Source organism: Pseudomonas sp. S1_G07, assembly GCF_054668565.1.
Map to the genome: position 1 here is coordinate 4109906 of NZ_CP162778.1, position 18535 is coordinate 4128440.

General features: G+C 62.3%; 17 protein-coding genes. 12 read left to right on the forward strand and 5 right to left on the reverse strand.

The window, feature by feature from the left end; all coding sequences use genetic code 11:
• Positions 1-191 precede the first annotated feature (191 nt).
• Positions 192-1004 carry a M949_RS01915 family surface polysaccharide biosynthesis protein gene (locus AB4O05_RS18765; RefSeq protein ID WP_460136051.1) on the reverse strand — a complete coding sequence of 271 codons (813 nt, stop codon included), beginning with the start codon at positions 1002-1004 and terminating at the stop codon, positions 192-194.
• A gap of 402 nt (positions 1005-1406) precedes the next feature.
• Here AB4O05_RS18765 and arnC point away from each other — a divergent pair, with 402 nt between their 5' ends.
• The 12 genes from arnC (at position 1407) to AB4O05_RS18825 (ending at position 14440) form a co-directional block, all read left to right on the forward strand.
• On the forward strand, positions 1407-2438 hold the full coding sequence (arnC, locus tag AB4O05_RS18770) for an undecaprenyl-phosphate 4-deoxy-4-formamido-L-arabinose transferase (RefSeq protein ID WP_460136049.1): 1032 nt from the start codon (positions 1407-1409) through the stop codon (positions 2436-2438).
• Positions 2435-4426 carry a bifunctional UDP-4-amino-4-deoxy-L-arabinose formyltransferase/UDP-glucuronic acid oxidase ArnA gene (gene arnA / locus AB4O05_RS18775; protein ID WP_460136047.1) on the forward strand — a complete coding sequence of 664 codons (1992 nt, stop codon included), beginning with the start codon at positions 2435-2437 and terminating at the stop codon, positions 4424-4426. Before arnC ends, arnA begins: the two co-directional genes overlap by 4 nt.
• A complete protein-coding gene (gene arnD / locus AB4O05_RS18780) occupies positions 4426-5310 on the forward strand; it encodes a 4-deoxy-4-formamido-L-arabinose-phosphoundecaprenol deformylase (RefSeq protein WP_460136046.1) in 885 nt (294 codons plus the stop codon). The genes arnA and arnD overlap by 1 nt, the downstream gene beginning before the upstream one ends.
• Positions 5307-6962: a lipid IV(A) 4-amino-4-deoxy-L-arabinosyltransferase gene (gene arnT, locus AB4O05_RS18785; RefSeq protein ID WP_460136044.1), complete on the forward strand. Its 1656-nt coding sequence runs from the start codon at positions 5307-5309 to the stop codon at positions 6960-6962. The genes arnD and arnT overlap by 4 nt, the downstream gene beginning before the upstream one ends.
• Positions 6959-7306: a 4-amino-4-deoxy-L-arabinose-phosphoundecaprenol flippase subunit ArnE gene (gene arnE / locus AB4O05_RS18790; protein ID WP_460136042.1), complete on the forward strand. Its 348-nt coding sequence runs from the start codon at positions 6959-6961 to the stop codon at positions 7304-7306. The genes arnT and arnE overlap by 4 nt, the downstream gene beginning before the upstream one ends.
• Entirely contained in the window at positions 7303-7704 is a 402-nt protein-coding gene (gene arnF, locus AB4O05_RS18795; RefSeq protein ID WP_460136040.1) for a 4-amino-4-deoxy-L-arabinose-phosphoundecaprenol flippase subunit ArnF, read from the forward strand. The genes arnE and arnF overlap by 4 nt, the downstream gene beginning before the upstream one ends.
• Positions 7701-9080 (forward strand): UDP-glucose dehydrogenase family protein, encoded by a 1380-nt coding sequence (locus AB4O05_RS18800; RefSeq protein ID WP_460136039.1) that lies wholly within the window; start codon positions 7701-7703, stop codon positions 9078-9080. The genes arnF and AB4O05_RS18800 overlap by 4 nt, the downstream gene beginning before the upstream one ends.
• Before the next feature lie 3 nt (positions 9081-9083).
• Entirely contained in the window at positions 9084-10706 is a 1623-nt protein-coding gene (locus AB4O05_RS18805; protein ID WP_460136037.1) for an ArnT family glycosyltransferase, read from the forward strand.
• Between the two features lie 195 nt (positions 10707-10901).
• Positions 10902-11138 carry a type VI secretion system contractile sheath small subunit gene (locus AB4O05_RS18810; RefSeq protein ID WP_460164774.1) on the forward strand — a complete coding sequence of 79 codons (237 nt, stop codon included), beginning with the start codon at positions 10902-10904 and terminating at the stop codon, positions 11136-11138.
• 191 nt (positions 11139-11329) lie between these two features.
• Positions 11330-12040 (forward strand): HPP family protein, encoded by a 711-nt coding sequence (locus AB4O05_RS18815; RefSeq protein WP_460136034.1) that lies wholly within the window; start codon positions 11330-11332, stop codon positions 12038-12040.
• A 141-nt stretch (positions 12041-12181) separates the two neighbouring features.
• A complete protein-coding gene (locus AB4O05_RS18820) occupies positions 12182-13285 on the forward strand; it encodes an enoyl-CoA hydratase/isomerase family protein (RefSeq protein WP_460136032.1) in 1104 nt (367 codons plus the stop codon).
• Between the two features lie 3 nt (positions 13286-13288).
• Positions 13289-14440, forward strand: a complete 1152-nt coding sequence (locus AB4O05_RS18825; protein ID WP_460136031.1) for an acyl-CoA dehydrogenase family protein — start codon at positions 13289-13291, stop codon at positions 14438-14440.
• A 201-nt stretch (positions 14441-14641) separates the two neighbouring features.
• Here the strand turns inward: AB4O05_RS18825 and AB4O05_RS18830 are convergent, their stop codons facing one another.
• From AB4O05_RS18830 to AB4O05_RS18845, 4 genes are read right to left on the reverse strand one after another with little or no spacing between them, the layout of a single operon-like run.
• On the reverse strand, positions 14642-15415 hold the full coding sequence (locus tag AB4O05_RS18830) for an enoyl-CoA hydratase (protein WP_460136029.1): 774 nt from the start codon (positions 15413-15415) through the stop codon (positions 14642-14644).
• 11 nt (positions 15416-15426) lie between these two features.
• Positions 15427-16554 carry an acyl-CoA dehydrogenase gene (locus AB4O05_RS18835; RefSeq protein WP_460136027.1) on the reverse strand — a complete coding sequence of 376 codons (1128 nt, stop codon included), beginning with the start codon at positions 16552-16554 and terminating at the stop codon, positions 15427-15429.
• Positions 16555-16566: 12 nt separating this feature from the next.
• Complete coding sequence (locus AB4O05_RS18840) at positions 16567-17751, reverse strand: acetyl-CoA C-acyltransferase (RefSeq protein ID WP_460136026.1); 1185 nt, start codon at positions 17749-17751, stop codon at positions 16567-16569.
• Positions 17752-17766: 15 nt separating this feature from the next.
• Complete coding sequence (locus tag AB4O05_RS18845; protein ID WP_460136024.1) at positions 17767-18534, reverse strand: SDR family NAD(P)-dependent oxidoreductase; 768 nt, start codon at positions 18532-18534, stop codon at positions 17767-17769.
• Position 18535: the final 1 nt, after the last annotated feature.

Here is an 18535-nt window from a genome sequence, read left to right on the forward strand (position 1 = left end):
CGCGGCAGCGGCCCTCGCCCTAATGCCGTTCAGTTAAGGTTTTTTGTAGGAGCGAGGGGGGACGCCTAGTTCTTGCTCGCGAAGAACTCAGGGCCACCGCGCTTATCGAGAATGAACGCGTTGCCTGGGCGTTTTTCGCGAGCAAGCTCGCTCCTACAGCTTAACTGAACGGCATTGGCCCTTGGCCTCCATCAAGGCGCGGTGTCTTCTTCCTCGGTGGGGGCCTGTGGCTGGGTCTGGGCCTGGCTCCATTCGCTGTCCTGCTTCTGCATCAGCGCGAACCAATGCTGGCGCATGAACGTCAGGTACGCCGGCGGTGCCTTGGCGAAGTCTTTCTCATCGCCATAGCACCCCGGCAACGGCAGCTCGGTGCCCTGTTCCTGGTACTGGCTGACCAGCGCCTGTTGCCCGGCGATGCTGCAATCCTTGGGCAGTGGCATGCCACGCAGTGCGCCCTCCGCTTCATCCCACCACGCCGCGCCGATACGGTCGACACCGCGCAGTCGGTACTTCTGCGACTTGCCGACGTGCATGATCAATTTGAATTCGTTGGGGCTGACATCGCTGGTGCAGGTGCGCGAATAGCCCACGGTGGTCTGGGTGATGCCATCGCCGGCGAGGTCGGTGACCTGGGTCGCGGCCATGTCGAAGCGCAGCGCTGCGTCGAATGGGCAATGTTGTACGTCGTCGTAGAGCATCCACATACGCTTGGGGCGATCGCCGTCGATCAGGTACTGAGCCGCGTAGACGAAGGCTGACTGGTTGCCGTCATCGTCGCGCTCGCTGACTTGCTCGCCGAGCACCAGCAGGTTCTTGCCCTGGCGGTCATTCCAGGTGTAGGCGGCGATCTGCTTGCCGCGCACTTCCACGCCCGCTGGAACCTGGTCGATGCTATCAAGCGCCACGCCCTGATCGGCTCGCACGGTGGTGGCGCACGCCATGCTCATCAACAAACCCACTAACACCGGCCGCCACTGGCCGCGTAAACGCTGCACGCTATTCATCCGATTACCCTGGCAAGAGAGCGCTTACTTTACCGGCACTTGGCGCGCATTGCAGAGAAGATTCTTCAATAAAATTCGCAGGCCGGCGGTCCCCTGGCCGGGTTGAACCAAAGACCCCGCAGACCGTTGCTGTATCAGCCTCCATTTGCCTGGGCTGCCTAGCTGAACCCTAGCTGTCTGCCTGTCAAATAAACGAGTTTTTCATCTGCCTTTCATATCGGTTCCACATTTTTACGCTTAATCTTTAACACAGCACTTCATGGCAATCCGCGCTTTACCGACTAACCTGTTGATTCTGCTTCATCTTTAGTGCCGTACTTGTATCTGCGGCCTGCCTATTTGCCTAATGATTGCTGCTGTTTCAACGCGCCAAGTTGCTCTAACCCCCGAGGTCATGATTCTTTGAAACCCTACCCTATTCATTGTGTGTCGATCGTTATTCCGGTCTACAACGAACAAGAAAGCCTGCCTGAACTGCTGCGTCGCACGACGGCAGCCTGCAAGCAACTGGCCTACGAATACGAAATCATCCTGGTGGATGACGGTAGCCGCGACAACTCCGCCCAACTGCTCGAAGACGCCGCCACGCAGGACGGCAGCCACGTGGTGGCGGTGATCCTCAATCGTAACTACGGCCAGCACGCGGCGATCATGGCCGGTTTCGAGCAGTGCCGGGGCGACGTGGTGATCACCCTCGACGCCGACCTGCAGAACCCACCCGAAGAAATCCCGCGCCTGGTCGAGCAGGCCGCCCTGGGCTACGACGTGGTTGCCACCGTGCGCAACAACCGCCAGGACTCGGCTTTCCGCCGCTGGCCTTCGCGCCTGATCAACCTGGCCGTGCAACGTTCCACCGGCGTGGCCATGACCGACTACGGCTGCATGCTGCGCGCCTATCGCCGCACCATCGTCGACGCCATGCTGGCCTGCCGTGAGCGCAGCACCTTTATTCCGATCCTGGCCAACGGCTTTGCCCGCCACACCACGGAAATCCTCGTACACCACGCCGAGCGTGAACACGGCGAGTCGAAATACAGCGCCATGCGCCTGATCAGCCTGATGTTCGACCTGCTCACCTGCATGACCACCACCCCGCTGCGCCTGCTCTCCATCGTTGGCTTCAGCCTGGCGGCATTGGGCGTGCTGTTTGCTTTCGCGCTGATCGTGCTGCGCCTGGCCTTTGGTGCCCAATGGGCCGGGGACGGCATGTTCGTGCTGTTCGCGGTGCTGTTCGTGTTCACCGGCGGCCAGTTCATCGGCATGGGGCTCCTGGGTGAATACCTGGGGCGCATGTACAGCGATGTGCGCGCCCGGCCCCGCTTCTTTATTGAAAAAGTGCTGCGTAACACACCCGCAGCACCGGCCCCGGTCATCGTCGTTGACGGCCTCGCCTCCTCCCATTCCTCCACTTCTGCCGATCAGGTTCAGTCATGAGTTCAAAAGCTGTTGTATTCGCGTACCACGATATTGGTTGTGCAGGCATCGAAGCACTGCTCAACACAGGCTACGAAATTGCTGCCGTGTTCACCCATGCCGATGATCCCAAGGAAAACAACTTCTACGGCTCCGTCGCCCAGCTCTGCGCCCGCAACGGCATCCCGGTGCATGCGCCGGAAGACGCCAACCACCCGCTGTGGATCGAGCGCATCGCCAAGCTGAACCCGGACTACCTCTTCTCCTTCTACTACCGCAACCTGCTGAGCGAGCCACTGCTGGCCACCGCCAGCAAAGGCGCGTTCAACCTGCATGGCTCGCTGCTGCCCAAATACCGTGGCCGCGCCCCGGCCAACTGGGTGCTGGTCAACGGCGAAACCGAAACCGGCGTGACCCTGCACCGCATGGTCAAGCGGGCCGATGCCGGGGCTATCCTCGCCCAGCAAAAAGTCATCATTGAGCGCAGCGACACCGGCCTGACCCTGCACGCCAAGCTGCGCGACGCCGCCAGCAGCCTGCTGCGCGATGCCTTGCCGCAACTGGCCCAAGGCAAGCTGACCGAAACCGCCCAGGACGAAACCCAGGCCACGTACTTCGGCCGCCGCACCGCCGCCGATGGCAAGCTGGACTGGAAAAAGCCGGCAGAGCAACTGTTCAACCTGGTTCGCGCCGTGACTCAACCGTACCCAGGTGCCTTCTGCGCTGTGGGTGAGCACAAGCTGATCGTGTGGCAAGCCGAGGTGGTCCAGGGCAACGAAGGCCTGGCACCGGGCCGGGTGATCAGCGTCAACCCGCTGCGCATTGCCTGCGGCGAAGACTCCCTGGTGATCAAGTTCGGCCAGCGCAACGACAACGGCCTGTACCTGGCCGGCCCGTCCCTGGCCAATGAACTGGGCCTGGTGGACGGTTCCGTGCTGCGCGGCGCCGAGTCCGGGCGCAAGCCGCGCCGTACCCGCGTGCTGATCCTGGGGGTGAACGGCTTTATCGGTAACCACCTGTCCGAGCGCCTGTTGCGTGACGACCGTTACGAAGTCTATGGCCTGGACATCGGCTCCGACGCCATCGAGCGCCTGCGCAGCCACCCCAACTTTCACTACGTGGAAGGCGATATCAGCATCCACACCGAGTGGATCGAGTACCACATCAAGAAGTGCGACGTGGTCCTGCCGCTGGTGGCGATCGCCACGCCCATCGAATACACCCGCAATCCGCTGCGCGTATTCGAGCTGGACTTCGAAGAAAACCTCAAGCTGGTGCGCTACTGCGTCAAGTACAACAAGCGCGTAATCTTCCCGTCGACCTCCGAAGTCTATGGCATGTGCCAGGACCAGTACTTCGACGAAGACACCTCCAACCTGGTGGTCGGCCCGGTCAACAAGCAGCGCTGGATCTACTCGGTCTCCAAGCAACTGCTCGACCGCGTGATCTGGGCTTACGGCGCCAAAGGCCTGAACTTCACGTTGTTCCGTCCGTTCAACTGGATGGGCCCACGCCTGGACCGCCTGGACTCGGCGCGTATCGGCAGCTCCCGTGCGATCACGCAACTGATCCTGAACCTGGTGGAAGGCACGCCGATCCGCCTGTTCGACGGCGGCGAGCAGAAGCGCTGCTTCACCGACATCGCTGACGGCATCGAAGCCCTGGCGCGCATCATCGATAACGACAACGATGCCTGCAACGGCCAGATCATCAACATTGGCAACCCGGAAAACGAAGCCAGCATCCGCCAGTTGGGCGAAGAGCTGCTGCGCCAGTTCGAAGCGCACCCGCTGCGGGGCAACTTCCCGCCGTTCGCCGGTTTCCGCGACGTGGAAAGCAAGGCGTTCTACGGCACCGGTTACCAGGATGTAGCACACCGCAAGCCAAGCATCGAAAACGCCAAGCGCCTGCTGAACTGGGCGCCGACCGTGGAGATGAGCGAGACCATCGGCAACACGCTGGACTTCTTCCTGCGCGAAGCCATGCTTGAAATCGCGGACAAAAAGTAATGAAGGCAGGGTTGCGCATCGACGTCGATACCTACCGTGGCACCCGTGAAGGGGTGCCACGATTACTCGAAACCCTGGATGAAGCAGGGGTTAAAGCGACGTTCTTCTTCAGTGTCGGGCCGGATAACATGGGGCGCCACTTGTGGCGCCTGATCCGCCCGCAGTTCCTGTGGAAGATGCTGCGTTCCAATGCCGCCGGCCTGTATGGCTGGGACATCCTGCTGGCCGGCACCGCCTGGCCGGGCAAACCGATCGGCCGCGACCTGGGGCACCTGATGCGCCAGGCCAAGGCCGCCGGGCACGAGGTTGGCCTGCACGCCTGGGATCACCACGGCTGGCAGGCCAACACCGGGCGCTGGAGCGACGCACAGCTGGTCGAGCAGATCCGGCGTGGCGTGGACACCCTGAGCGACATCCTGGGTGAACGCGTCGATTGCTCAGCGGCCGCCGGTTGGCGCGCCGATGAGCGCGTGGTGCAAGCCAAGCAAGGATTCAACTTTCGCTACAACAGCGATTGCCGGGGTACCAGCCTGTTTCGGCCGACATTGGCTGATGGCAGTGCCGGTACGCCACAAATTCCGGTGGACCTGCCGACCTTCGACGAAGTCGTCGGGCCGGTGGTGGCCGCCAAAGACTTCAATGCTTTCATCCTCGACCGCTTTGCCGCGTCGAAGCTCAACGTCTACACGATCCACGCAGAAGTAGAAGGGATTCTGATGGCCCAGGATTTTCGCCAGTTGCTCGCCCAGGCAGGGCAGCGCGGCATCGACTTCAAACCACTGGGCGACCTGTTGCCTGCGGACCTGACCACCCTGCCCCAGCAACACCTGGTGCGCGGCGCCTTGAGTGGCCGTGAGGGTTGGCTCGGCGTGCAACAGGCATGATCCGGCGTTGGGCGTTGCCCCTGCTCCTGTTGGCATTCGGCGTGTTTTACCTGCTGCCGCTGGCCACCCATGGCCTGTGGATCCCGGATGAAACCCGCTACGCGCAAATCAGCCAGGAAATGCTGCTGACCGGCAAGTGGGCGTCACCGCACTTCATGGGCATTCGCTACTTCGAAAAACCGGCGGCCGGGTACTGGATGATCGCGCTGGGCCAGGCGATCTTCGGCCAGAACCTGTTTGGCGTGCGTTTCGCCTCAGCGCTGAGCACCGGCTTGAGCATCCTGCTGGTGTACCTGGTATCGCGCCGACTGTGGAATGACCCGCAAAAGAGCCTGGTCAGCACCGTGCTGTACATGAGCTTTGTCAGCGTCGCGGCGCTGGGCGGCTATGCCAACCTCGACCCGCAGTTCACCTTCTGGGTCAACCTGACCGGCGTGGCCTTGTGGTTTTGCTTTGACAGCACCACCCGCAGCGGTCGGCTGTGGTCGTGGGCACTGCTCGGACTGGCCTGTGGCATGGGCTTCATGACCAAGGGTTTCCTGGCGTGGCTGTTGCCGGTATTGATCGCCCTGCCCTACGCGATCTGGCAGAAGCGCTTTGGTGAGTTGTTGGCCTATGGCGTAGTGGCCGTAGGGGTTGCGAGCGTGGTCAGCCTGCCGTGGGCACTGGCCGTGCACCTGCAGGAACCGGATTACTGGAATTTCTTCTTCTGGCACGAGCATATCCAACGCTTTGCCGGTGACGATGCCCAGCATGCCGAGCCGTTCTGGTATTACCTGCCGCTGCTGGTGGCGTTCTCGCTGCCATGGGTTGCGTTGCTGCCGTCCACGCTCAAACAGGCGTGGCTGGACAAGCGCCGCGCGAATGTCGGCTTTGTGTTGCTGTGGCTGCTGATGCCCCTGGCATTTTTCAGCCTGGCCAAAGGCAAACTGCCCTCCTACATCCTGCCGTGCCTGCTACCGCTGGCCTTGCTGATGGGCAGGGTCCTGGCTGACAAACTGGCCGCCGGACGTGACCGCGTGTTGCGCATCAACGGCTGGCTGAATCTGGTGATTGGCGTCGTAGTGCTGTTGGCATTGACCTGGGTCCAGCTGAAAAAACCGGTCTACGCGCACGGCCAGGAAACCGTCAGCCTGGTGCTGGTGTTCACCTTCCTGTTCGCCTGGATCATCGTCAACCTGCTGCACGCCGTACGGCCTTTGCACCTGTGGGCCGCACCGGTGCTCGGCAGCTGGCTGATGGTCGCCCTGCTGCCGGCCGCGCTGCCGCACTCGGTGGTGTACAACAAGACCCCGGATCAATTCATCATCGACCACCTGGCGCAACTGCAACCGGCCGCGGCGTTGCTCAGCAATGACCTCGGCGCGGCGTCGGCCCTGGCATGGCGCCTGCAACGCCCGGATGTGACGCTCTACAACACCGTCGGCGAAGTCAAATACGGCCTCGCCTACCCGGATGCCGGGCATCACAAGGTCGATACCACGCAGATCCAGCAGTGGATGAGTGATGCCCGCCAAAAAGGCGCGGTCGGCGTGGTGATGCGCGTTAAAGGTGACGACGAAGCCGCCGAAGTGGCGTTGCTGCCCGCCGATGGCCAGCGTTATGAACAAGGCAATATCGTGATTCTGATCTTCCCGCAGGTGACACCATGATCACCCTGCTGTTGTTACTCGCCGCGTGCCTGCTGACCTGCATGGGCCAGGTCGCACAGAAGTTCGCCGTGGAAGGTTGGCGCGACCAGCCCGACGGTTGGGCGCTGAAACTGCGCTCGCCGTGGTTGTGGACCGCGCTGATCTGCCTGGGCCTGGGCCTGCTGGTGTGGCTGCTGGTGGTACAGCGCCTGGAAGTGGGCATCGCCTACCCCATGCTCAGCCTGAATTTTGTATTGGTCACCCTGGTGGCCCGGTTTGTCTTCCATGAACCCATCGACCGCCGTCACTGGTTGGGCGTGGTGCTGGTGATCGCCGGTGTCGTGTTGTTGGGGCGCCAGGTATGAGCCGGGCTCAAGGCTTTGCCCTGGCCTTGGGCAGTGTTGGCCTGGTGAGTGCGGCCCAGTTGGGGATGCGCTGGAGCATGACGCGCCTGCCGCTGCCCAACGAATGGCTCAGCGCGCAGATCGATCCCGGAGCCCTTGGCGTCGTGTGCCTGGCGATTCTCGCCTATGCCCTGTCGATGCTCTGCTGGCTCGGGGCGCTCAAGCACCTGCCGCTGGGGCGTGCCTACTCGCTGTTGAGCATCAGCTACGCGCTGGTGTACCTGCTGGCCGCCAGCCTGCCGGTTTTCAACGAACATTTTTCGCTTTCAAGAACCCTTGGGGTGGCGCTTGTCATCTCGGGTGTGCTGATCATCAACTCTCGTCGTACTGGCTCTACAAGTCCCAGGAATTCCCCATGAAAATCAGTGTATTTGGTAGTGGTTACGTCGGCCTGGTGCAGGCCACTGTATTAGCCGAAGTCGGTCACGATGTGATCTGCATGGACGTCGATCAGAACAAGGTCAAGCTGTTGCAGCAGGGCCATGTGAGCATCTTCGAGCCGGGCCTGGCGGCCATGGTCAAGGAAAACCTGGAAAGCGGGCGCCTGCATTTCACCTTTGACGAAAAACTCGCCGTTGAACACGGTGAGGTGCTGTTCATCGCCGTGGGTACGCCTTCGGACGAAGACGGCTCGGCCGACCTGAAATACGTGCTGTCGGTAGGCGACGCCGTGGCCCGCCACCGTATCGACCCGGTGATCCTGGTTGAAAAGTCCACCGTGCCCGTGGGCACCGGCGACACCCTGCGCGCGCATATCGAAAAAGCCCTGCGCGTGGTCGGCCGGCACCTGGACTTCGATATTGTCTCCAATCCGGAGTTTCTCAAGGAAGGCTCGGCCGTCACCGATTGCCGCCGCCCGGACCGCATTATCATCGGCTGCGAGCGCGAAGAAGTGCGCGAAGTGATGCGCGAACTGTATGCGCCGTTCAACCGCAACCATGACCGCATCATCTTCATGGACCTGCGCAGCGCCGAACTGACCAAGTACGCCGCCAACTGCATGCTGGCCACCAAGATCAGCTTCATCAACCAGATCGCCGAGCTGGCCGAACACCTGGGGGCGGACATCGAAGCCGTGCGCCTGGGCATCGGTGCCGACTCGCGCATCGGCTACCACTTCATCTACCCGGGTTGCGGCTATGGCGGCTCGTGCTTCCCCAAGGACATGCGCGCCTTGATCCACAGCGCCAAGCAGGCCAACTGCTCCAGCGACCTGCTCGAAGCCGTGGAAGCGATCAACCAGCGCCAGAAGAGCAAGTTGTTCGAACGCATCAACGCGTTCTTCCAGGGCAACCTGCGCGGCAAGACCTTTGCCCTGTGGGGCCTGGCCTTCAAACCGAACACCGACGACATGCGCGACGCCCCCAGCCGCGTGCTGATGGAAGCGCTGTGGGCCGCCGGCGCCGATGTGCGCGCCTTCGACCCGGAAGCCATGCAGGAAACCCAGCGCATTTACGGCGACGAAACGCGACTGATGCTGATGGGCACGCCGGAGTCCACCCTGGTGGGTGCTGATGCGCTGATCATCTGCACCGAATGGCAGCAGTTCAAGGCGCCGGACTTCAACCTGATCCACCAGCGTCTGAAAACCCCGGTGATCTTCGACGGTCGCAACCTGTACGACGGCGAACGCCTGGCGCGCAAAGGCTTTCAGTACTACCCGATCGGCCGGGGCGATTCTTGCCAGTTGCCGATCCCCCAGCAACAGTGGGTGCCTCAGGTCGTGGAAGCCTGACACGTGAATAAAACCCGACCACCCCTGCTCAACGCAACGATTCGCCGGCAATCCCTCGGTTTGGGATTGCTGGGGTTGTTGCTGTTTATCGCCGGTAACTGGCACCAGGCAATTATCGGTTTCGACTCGCGCTTCGTGGTGTTCGCCAAGGAAATGCTGCGCCATGGGCCAAGCTTCTTCCCCACCACCTATGGCCAGCCGTATGCCGATTACCTGGCGACCTCGACGCTGCTGACGTGGCTGCTATCGCTGCCCCTGGGCCAGGTCACCAGCCTGACGGCCTGGTTGCCGACGGCGATCGCCGCAGCGTTGATCGTCACCCTGGTGTATCGCCTGACGGCGCCCTACTCCCAGCGCTGGGGCCTGCTGAGCATCGCGCTGCTGTTACTCAGCAGCACCTTTATCAGCGAAACCCGTGCGGTGTCCCTCGACCAGATGCTCGCCGCCGTTACCTTGGCGGTGTTCTACCTGGGGTATGCCCATGACCATTTCGGTGCCGGCAAACGCCTGCACTGGCTGTACCTGTTGCTGATTCTCGGTTTTGCGATTCGCGGGCCGATCGGCCTGGTGATTCCGACGGGCGTGCTGTGCAGCTATTACCTGATCAATCGCCAATGGCGCCAACTGTTCAGTTTCGGCTTGCTGGCCCTGGCGCTGTTGGTGGCCTGTGTCGGCCTGTTGTTGCTGATGGCCAAGCTCAGCGGCGGCGAGACCTTCATGCAGGACGTGATCCGCATGCAGTTCCTCGGTCGCATGGATGGCACTGAAGGCTCCAGTGACGCGCTGTATTACTTCACCCGTTCATTGGGCAATTACGCCCTGGCCTATCCCCTCGCGCTGCTGGTGCTGCTGGCCGTGGCGCTGGGTGGGCGGCGCGCGCCGGAACCGGCCTTGCAGTTGGTGCTGTATTGCGCGGCCGCCGGCTTGCTGGTGATGCTGGGCCTGTCGATTCCCCAGGCGAAAAAAGCTCGCTATATACTGCCGATGCTGCCCATGGCGGCGATCATTGCCGCGTACCCCTTCCACGTTGCCGAAGGCCGGTTGTATGCCTGGTTGCGGGGGCTGATGCTGGGCCTGTTCACGTTGCTTCCGGCGCTGCTGATCGTCGCGCTGGTGTTTGTGCGGCCACGTTACCCGGAGCAGTTGAGCCACCTCGCTCCGGTATTCGGCGTACTTGGGGTACTGCAGGCCTTGGCGTTGCTGGCGCTGATCAAGTCTCGCCTGCGCCCCGCAGGCCCGGCGTTCGCCGCCGTGCTGGCGGTGTGGGCCACCTATATCCTGGTGGTCGAGCCATTGGAGCGCAGTGTCTACGACACCCGGACCTTCACCCTGCAAGTGCATGAGCAGGTCATGCAACAGCGGGCGCCCTTGGTATTGCACGGCCTGGGTAAAGACGCCAAGGCGATCAAGTACATGGTCAACCTCGACTGCGACCAGGTGCCGTTGTTTACCCAGCAGCCCGCTGACCTGACCCCGCTGCAAGGACCGGCCTGGCTGGTGATGAGCGCGGCGGATTTCGAAGGGCTGACCGACCCGCGTTTTCGCTCGATCACACCGACCCTGACCGGAGTGTTCGACAAGAATCCCTATGTGCTCCTGTATCTGGCCAAGACGATTCAACCTTGAGGCTCGCAGCGCTGAAGATTCCTACGTAGGTATACGTAAAGACTGGTGTTATTTCACTTTCCCGCGTCCAAACCCCAACGTTAAACTCGATGGCCTGTGGCGGTAAGCATCTACCGCCATGGGTCATGAATAACAACAAGGACGTTATGGGGGCCACAGCGAGCGCGGTGGCCTTCTTCGTGAGAGGGCAATGCCGTGCCAAATGATGATTCACTTGATTCCCGTGCGTCTGCGCCCCTCGCTGAAGTACATGTCGGCTACCTCGCCGTTCCCCCGCTGGATCGATTGATGCGACTGCGCGATGCCCTGGTCGCGCTCAAGGGCCCGCTGGTCAGCGACGCGGGCCTGCAGGAAAACCTGCGAAGGCGCTTGTTCAACGAAGAGGCCCATGACCGCATGCTGGGCAAGCGAACGACCTCCTCCCCGGCGTGACCTGCTTCCTAGTTCACCGTTGTATTAAATCCACTATTTTTGCATTCAATCTTCATTAATATGCATTGGCGCCCATTTAACCGGCGCGACACACTGCACAGGTTCCTCCCCCAAATGCAGGAACTTTCAAAAGGCTTATCCGGGCGACCAGACAGGCCTTTTTTTTGCCCGCCGTTCATGGATATTTTTTGATGCTCGCTCGCTGGTTTCCCGCCGCTATCAACACCCGCCCCTCCGAATGGAGCCGTGCCGCCATCGGCATGGCCCTGGGCACTTTGTTCAGTGTCTGGCTTTGCGCCCAGGTTTTCGGCATGGACGTAGCGCTGCACCTGCTGGGGCCGCTGGGAGCCTCGGCAGTGTTGTTGTTTGCAGTGTCCTCCGGTGCGCTGGCTCAGCCCTGGTCGATCATCGGCAGCTACCTGTGCGCGGGGGTCGTGGCGTTGCTGGTGGCTCGCGTGCTGGGGCGTACGTTGGGCGGTGCCTGCCTGGCGGCGGGCATGGCCGTGGTGCTGATGTGCTGGCTACGCTGTCTGCACCCGCCAGCGGGCGGCCTGGCCATGACCCTGGTGTTGGCCGACCCGGCTTCGGCCGCCCTCGGCTGGCATGAACTGGGCGCCGTGCTGCTGGGCGCTGGCGCATTGCTGGCCTGCGCCTTGGCTTATAACAACGCCACACGTACGCGCTACCCTAAAGGGGTCGTCGAGTCACCGGCGGTGATTTTGAAAGACCCCAATGCCGGTCGGGATCCCGCCGTTACCGCCGCCGACTTGAAGCTGGCATTGGCCGAGATGGAGCAATTCTACGACGTGGCTCCCACGGAACTGGAACAACTGATTCATGCCGCTGAAGCCCATGCTCGCCGCCGCAGCATTGGTGAGGTACTGGCAAGTCGCGTGCGCTGAGGGCGCCACTGACGTCCTGCATAAATGCAAAAAGCCCCTGCATGATTCCAGGTTGTACTGGGCAAATTTGCACTGGTAGGATCGCGAGAAGGTTCACCCGTGAACATCTTGATAAAGAACAATAAAAGCAGGGAGTTATAGATGACTGCTCAGGTTTCATCCGAAGCAAGCCATGCCGATGCACCTCAGGATGAGGTGCTGGCCCACGTCCGTAACCATATCGGCCACCTCACCCTCAACCGCCCCGCCGGCTTGAACGCCATTACCCTGGACATGGTGCGCCGTCTGACGCAGCACCTGCAGGCCTGGGCCGACGACCCGCAGGTCTACGCCGTGGTCCTGCGGGGCGCCGGCGAAAAAGCCTTCTGTGCCGGTGGCGACATCCGTTCGCTCTACGACAGTTTCAAACGCGGCGACACCCTGCATGAAGACTTCTTCGTCGAGGAATATGCCCTCGACCTCGCCATCCACCACTACCGCAAGCCGATCCTGGCACTGATGGACGGTTTTGTCCTGGGCGGCGGTATGGGCCTGGTGCAAGGTGCTGATCTGCGCGTGGTCACCGAGCGCAGCCGCCTGGCCATGCCGGAAGTAGCGATTGGCTACTTCCCGGATGTGGGCGGCAGCTATTTCCTGCCGCGCATCCCGGGTGAGTTGGGGATTTACCTGGGCGTCACCGGTGTGCAGATCCAGGCGGCCGACGCGCTGTATTGCGGCTTGGCGAACTGGTACCTGGACAGCGCCCGGCTGGCCGACCTGGATCGCAAACTCGATCAACTGCAATGGCACGACTCCGCCCTCAAGGACCTGCAAGGCGTGCTGGCCAAACTCGCGGTACAGCAATTGCCGAACCCGCCCCTGGCTGCGTTGCGCCCGGCCATTGACCACTTTTTCGCACTGCCGGACATCCCCAGCATCGTCGACCAATTGCAGCAAGTCACTGTCGCCGACAGTCATGCATGGGCACTCGACACTGTGCGTCTGATGCAAACCCGCTCGCCCCTGGCCATGGCTGTCACCCTGCACATGCTGCGTCGCGGTCGCCGGCTGCGCCTGGAGCAGTGTTTTGCCCTGGAACTGCACCTGGACCGCCAGTGGTTCGAGCGCGGCGACCTGATCGAAGGCGTGCGCGCGTTGATCATCGACAAGGACAAGACCCCTCGCTGGAACCCGCCGACGCTCCACGGGCTGGACAAGGCCCATGTCGACAGCTTCTTCCACGACTTCACCCAGGTTGCGAAATAACTCATGCAAAATATTGAATACACTGAAGAACAAGTCATGATCCGCGACATGGCGCGCGACTTTGCCCGTGGTGAAATCGCCCCTTGCGCCCAAGCCTGGGAAAAAGCCGGCTGGATCGACGACGCCCTGGTGGCGAAGATGGGTGAGTTGGGCCTGCTGGGCATGGTGGTCCCGGAAGAATGGGGCGGCACCTACGTCGATTACGTGGCCTACGCCCTGGCGGTGGAAGAGATTTCCGCCGGTGATGGCGCCGTTGGCGCACTGATGAGTATCCATAATTCAGTGGGTTGCGGGCCGGTCCTCAACTACGGCACACCTGAACAGAAACAGACCTGGTTGGCGGACCTCGCCAGTGGCCAGGCGATTGGCTGTTTTTGCCTGACAGAGCCACAGGCCGGTTCGGAAGCCCATAACCTGCGCACCCGTGCCGAATTGCGTGATGGCCAATGGGTGATCAATGGCGCCAAGCAATTTGTCAGCAATGGCAAGCGCGCCAAACTGGCCATCGTGTTTGCCGTCACTGACCCGGAGTTGGGCAAAAAAGGCATTTCCGCATTCCTGGTGCCCACCGACACGCCAGGATTCACGGTGGACCGCACCGAACACAAAATGGGGATTCGCGCCTCGGACACCTGCGCCGTCACCCTCAACCACTGCAGCGTGCCCGAAGCCAACCTGCTGGGGGAGCGCGGCAAGGGCCTGGCGATTGCCTTGTCCAACCTCGAAGGCGGCCGCATCGGTATTGCCGCCCAAGCGTTGGGGATCGCCCGCGCGGCATTCGAGGCGGCGCTGGCCTATGCCCGTGACCGCGTACAGTTCGACAAGGCGATCATCGAGCACCAAAGCGTGGCCAACCTGCTGGCGGATATGCAAACCCGCTTGAACGCTGCGCGCTTACTGATCCTGCACGCCGCGCGACTGCGCAGCGCGGGCAAGCCGTGCCTGTCGGAGGCCTCCCAGGCCAAGCTGTTTGCCTCGGAAATGGCCGAAAAGGTCTGCTCGTCGGCCATGCAGATTCATGGCGGCTATGGCTACCTCGAGGACTACCCGGTGGAGCGCTACTACCGGGATGCGCGGATCACGCAGATTTACGAAGGCACCAGCGAGATTCAGCGAATGGTGATTGCGCGGGAGCTGAAGAACTACCAGCTTTAAATGTTGTAGCGGGCAAGCCTAATGCCAGTCATTTAAGAGCGGGCTTGCCCTAATACCGTTCAGTTAAGGCTTTTTGTAGGAGCGAGCTTGCTCGCGAAAAGCCTGAGAACGCCGCGGGGGATCAGGTTTCCCGCGTTATCGTTGACGTTCTTCGCGAGCAAGCTCGTTCCTACAGGGCGGCTGCGCTTGACTACAGCGCCGTTACTGGTCCTTGAACGCCGGCGCACGCTTGGCCACGAAAGCGGCCATGCCTTCCTTCTGATCCTGCGTGGCAAACGCCGCGTGGAACACCCGGCGCTCAAAGCGCACGCCTTCGGACAGGCTCACCTCAAACGCGCGGTTGACGCTTTCCTTGACCATCATGCTGATAGGCACCGATTTACTGGCGATCAGGCTCGCGACTTTCAGCGCTTCCTCCAGCAATTCATCGGCCGCCACGATGCGCGCGACGATGCCGCAACGCTCGGCTTCCACCGCGTCGATAAAGCGCCCGGTCAGGCACATTTCCATGGCCTTGGCCTTACCGACCGCGCGAGTCAGGCGCTGGGTGCCGCCCATGCCCGGCAACACGCCGAGGTTGATTTCCGGCTGGCCGAACCTGGCGTTGTCGCCGGCCAGGATAAAGTCGCACATCAACGCCAGTTCACAACCGCCACCCAAGGCAAAGCCGTTGACAGCGGCAATGATCGGCTTGCGGCGGTTGGCCACACGATCACTGTCGCTGAACAGGTCGTCCAGGTAGATCTGCGGATAGGTGAGCTCGGCCATTTCCTTGATATCGGCGCCGGCGGCGAAGGCTTTTTTCGAGCCGGTCAACACAATGCAACCGATCTGCGGGTTGGCTTCCAGGCTGTCCAGCGCCTGGTTCAGCTCGCCGACCAGCTGCGCGTTCAGGGCGTTCAGCGCCTGCGGACGGTTGAGGGTAATCAGCCCGACACGGTCCTGGACCTCGAGCAAAATGGTTTCATAACTCATGTATCGGCTCCTTAGAGATTGCGTGAGATGACCATGCGTTGGATATCGCTGGTGCCTTCGTAGATCTGGCAGACCCGCACGTCGCGGTAGATCCGTTCCAGGGGAAAGTCGTTCAGGTAACCGTAACCGCCCAGGGTTTGCAAGGCGGCCGAACAGACTTTCTCGGCCATTTCCGAGGCAAACAGCTTGGCCATGGACGCTTCCACCAACGCCGGCTTGCCGCTGTCACGCAGCGCGGCGGCGTAGTGCACCATCTGGCGGGCGACGGCGATCTGCGTGGCCATGTCCGCCAGGCGAAAGGCCACGGCCTGGTGTTCGATCAGCGTCTTGCCGAAGCTTTCGCGTTCGCGGGCGTAATCGCGGGCCGCTTCAAACGCGGCGCGGGCCATGCCCACCGCCTGCGAAGCGATCCCCACGCGGCCACCTTCCAGGTTGGCCAGGGCGATTTTGTAGCCTTCGCCCTCCTCGCCCAACCGGTTGGCCACCGGCACCTTCACATTCTCAAACAGGATCTGGCAGGTGTCGGACGCATGCTGGCCGAGCTTGTCCTCGACCCGCGCCACGCGATAACCGGGTGAATCGGTGGGCACGATAAACGCGCTGATCCCACGTTTGCCTGCCGCGGGGTCGGTGACGGCAAACACAATCACGATCCCGGCGTTCTGCCCGGACGTGATGAACTGTTTGCAGCCGTTCAGCACATAGTGGTCGCCTTCCAGGCGTGCGCGGGTCTTGAGGCTGCTGGCATCGGAGCCTGCCTGGGGTTCGGTCAGGGCGAAGGCACCGAGCATGGCGCCGCTGGCCAGGGGCGCGAGGAATTGCGCCTTCTGTTGGTCGTTGCCGAACGTGAGGATCGGCACGCAGCCTACCGAGTTGTGCACGCTCATGATCGTCGAGCAGGCGCCGTCACCGGCGGCGATCTCTTCCAGGGCCATGGCATAGGCCAGGTAGCCGGTGTCGCAACCGCCCCATTGCTCGGGCACCAGCATGCCGAAAAAGCCCAGTTCGGCCATCTCGCCGATGGCCTCCTTGGGAAAGCGGTGCTCACGGTCCCACTCGGCGGCAAACGGCTTGAGCCGTTCCTGGGCGAATTGCCGGGCCGCGTCGCTGATTTGCAGCTGTTCGTCATTGGGTAGCATGGTGCAGAGTCCTTAATACAGGCATTCGACGGCCATGGCCGTGGCTTCGCCGCCGCCGATGCAGATGGCGGCAACACCGCGCTTGAGGCCTTTGTGGCGCAGGGCCGAGAGCAGCGTCACGAGGATACGTGCGCCAGAGGCACCAATGGGGTGGCCCAGGGCGCACGCGCCACCATGGACATTGACCTTGGCGTGAGGGATGTCCAGCTTGCTCATGGTCACCAGGCTGACCACCGCGAAGGCTTCGTTGATCTCGAACAGATCGACGTCCTCCAGGCTCCAGCCGGTCCTGGTCATCAGCTTGCGAATCGCCCCCACCGGTGCCACGGGAAACAGCCCCGGCTCGTCGGCAAAGGCTGCGTGCCCATGGATCACCGCCAATGGTTTGAGCCCACGCGCCTGTGCTTGGGACTCACGCATCAACAGCAACGCCGCCGCGCCGTCGGAAATCGAACTGGAGTTGGCCGCTGTCACGGTGCCGCCTTCGCGGAACGCCGGTTTGAGGCTGGCAATCTTGTCCAGCCGGGCCTTGGGCGGTTGCTCGTCATGCAGGATGGTTTTCTGCTCCTTGCCCACGGTGACCTGCACCGGCACGATCTCGGCGGCGAAGTGGCCATGGGTGATGGCTTCCTGGGCGCGGGTCAGGGAGGCTATTGCAAACGCGTCCTGGGTCTCGCGGGTAAAGCCATGGTGCGTCGCGCAGTCTTCGGCGAAGGTGCCCATCAGGCGGCCCTTGTCGTAGGCGTCTTCAAGGCCGTCGAGGAACATATGGTCGAGCACACGCCCGTGGCCCATGCGGTAGCCACCGCGTGCGCGGTCCAGCAGGTACGGCGCGTTGGACATGCTCTCCATGCCGCCGGCGATCACCACATCGACGCTGCCGGCCAGCAGGGAATCATGGGCGAGAATGGTCGCCTCCATGCCGGAGCCGCACATCTTGTTGAGGGTGGTGCAACGGGTTGATTTGTCCAGACCTGCGCCCAGCGCGGCCTGGCGTGCCGGCGCCTGGCCGAGGCCGGCGGGAAGCACGCAGCCGAACAGCACCTCATCCACGGCATCGGTGGCGATGCCGGCGCGCTCGACGGCCGCGCGAATCGCGGCGGCGCCGAGCTGCGGCGCGGTCAGGCCCTTGAGGTCGCCCTGGAACGCGCCCATGGGCGTGCGCACGGCACTGACAATGACAATCGGATCGCTCATCGGTAACCCTCCTTCTTACTTGGCCGCCATGCGCAAGGCGCCGTCGAGACGGATCACCTCGCCATTGAGCATGCTGTTTTCAATAATGTGCCGCACCAGCGCGGCGTATTCGTCGGGTTTACCCAGGCGTGGCGGGAATGGCACACCGGCCGCCAGGGACTCGCGCACCTGCGGGGTCATGCCCGCCATCATCGGCGTTTCGAAAATACCCGGCGCAATGGTCATCACCCGAATGCCGAAGCGCGCCAGTTCCCGCGCCGCCGGCAGCGTAAGGCTGGCGATCGCACCTTTGGAGGCGGCATACGCCGCCTGGCCGATCTGCCCGTCAAACGCGGCGACCGAGGCGGTGTTGATGATTACACCGCGCTCGCCCTCGGCATTCGCCTCGGTTTCAGCCATGGCCGCCGCCGCCAGGCGCAGCAGGTTGAAACTGCCGATCAGGTTGACGTTGATCACCTGGGCAAAACTGGCCAATTCGTGAGGGCCGTTCTTGCCAAGGATTTTCTCGCCGCGCACCACCCCCGCGCAGTTGACCAGCCCGTGCAGGCCGCCAAACGCGGCAACAGTGGCTTGCACGGCGGCTTCGGCGGCGGCTTCCTGGCTGATGTCGGCCACGGCGCTGCGGGCGTTATCGCCCAACTGCCGGGCCTTGGCCGCGACCGCATCGGCATTCATGTCCACCAGCATCACTTTGGCACCGGCGGCCACCAGCATGTCGGCGGTGGCCGCGCCGAGGCCCGAAGCACCGCCGCTGACCAGAAAAACCTTGTTTTCAATCTGCATC

Bases quoted from the DNA above. Each gene is read 5' to 3' on its own strand.
- AB4O05_RS18765 (WP_460136051.1), bottom strand. From the start codon at position 1,004: ATGAATAGCGTGCAGCGTTTACGCGGCCAGTGGCGGCCGGTGTTAGTG.
- arnA (WP_460136047.1), top strand. From the start codon at position 2,435: ATGAGTTCAAAAGCTGTTGTATTCGCGTACCACGATATTGGTTGTGCA.
- arnD (WP_460136046.1), top strand. From the start codon at position 4,426: ATGAAGGCAGGGTTGCGCATCGACGTCGATACCTACCGTGGCACCCGT.
- arnT (WP_460136044.1), top strand. From the start codon at position 5,307: ATGATCCGGCGTTGGGCGTTGCCCCTGCTCCTGTTGGCATTCGGCGTG.
- arnE (WP_460136042.1), top strand. From the start codon at position 6,959: ATGATCACCCTGCTGTTGTTACTCGCCGCGTGCCTGCTGACCTGCATG.
- arnF (WP_460136040.1), top strand. From the start codon at position 7,303: ATGAGCCGGGCTCAAGGCTTTGCCCTGGCCTTGGGCAGTGTTGGCCTG.
- AB4O05_RS18800 (WP_460136039.1), top strand. From the start codon at position 7,701: ATGAAAATCAGTGTATTTGGTAGTGGTTACGTCGGCCTGGTGCAGGCC.
- AB4O05_RS18815 (WP_460136034.1), top strand. From the start codon at position 11,330: ATGCTCGCTCGCTGGTTTCCCGCCGCTATCAACACCCGCCCCTCCGAA.
- AB4O05_RS18820 (WP_460136032.1), top strand. From the start codon at position 12,182: ATGACTGCTCAGGTTTCATCCGAAGCAAGCCATGCCGATGCACCTCAG.
- AB4O05_RS18825 (WP_460136031.1), top strand. From the start codon at position 13,289: ATGCAAAATATTGAATACACTGAAGAACAAGTCATGATCCGCGACATG.
- AB4O05_RS18830 (WP_460136029.1), bottom strand. From the start codon at position 15,415: ATGAGTTATGAAACCATTTTGCTCGAGGTCCAGGACCGTGTCGGGCTG.
- AB4O05_RS18835 (WP_460136027.1), bottom strand. From the start codon at position 16,554: ATGCTACCCAATGACGAACAGCTGCAAATCAGCGACGCGGCCCGGCAA.
- AB4O05_RS18840 (WP_460136026.1), bottom strand. From the start codon at position 17,751: ATGAGCGATCCGATTGTCATTGTCAGTGCCGTGCGCACGCCCATGGGC.
- AB4O05_RS18845 (WP_460136024.1), bottom strand. From the start codon at position 18,534: ATGCAGATTGAAAACAAGGTTTTTCTGGTCAGCGGCGGTGCTTCGGGC.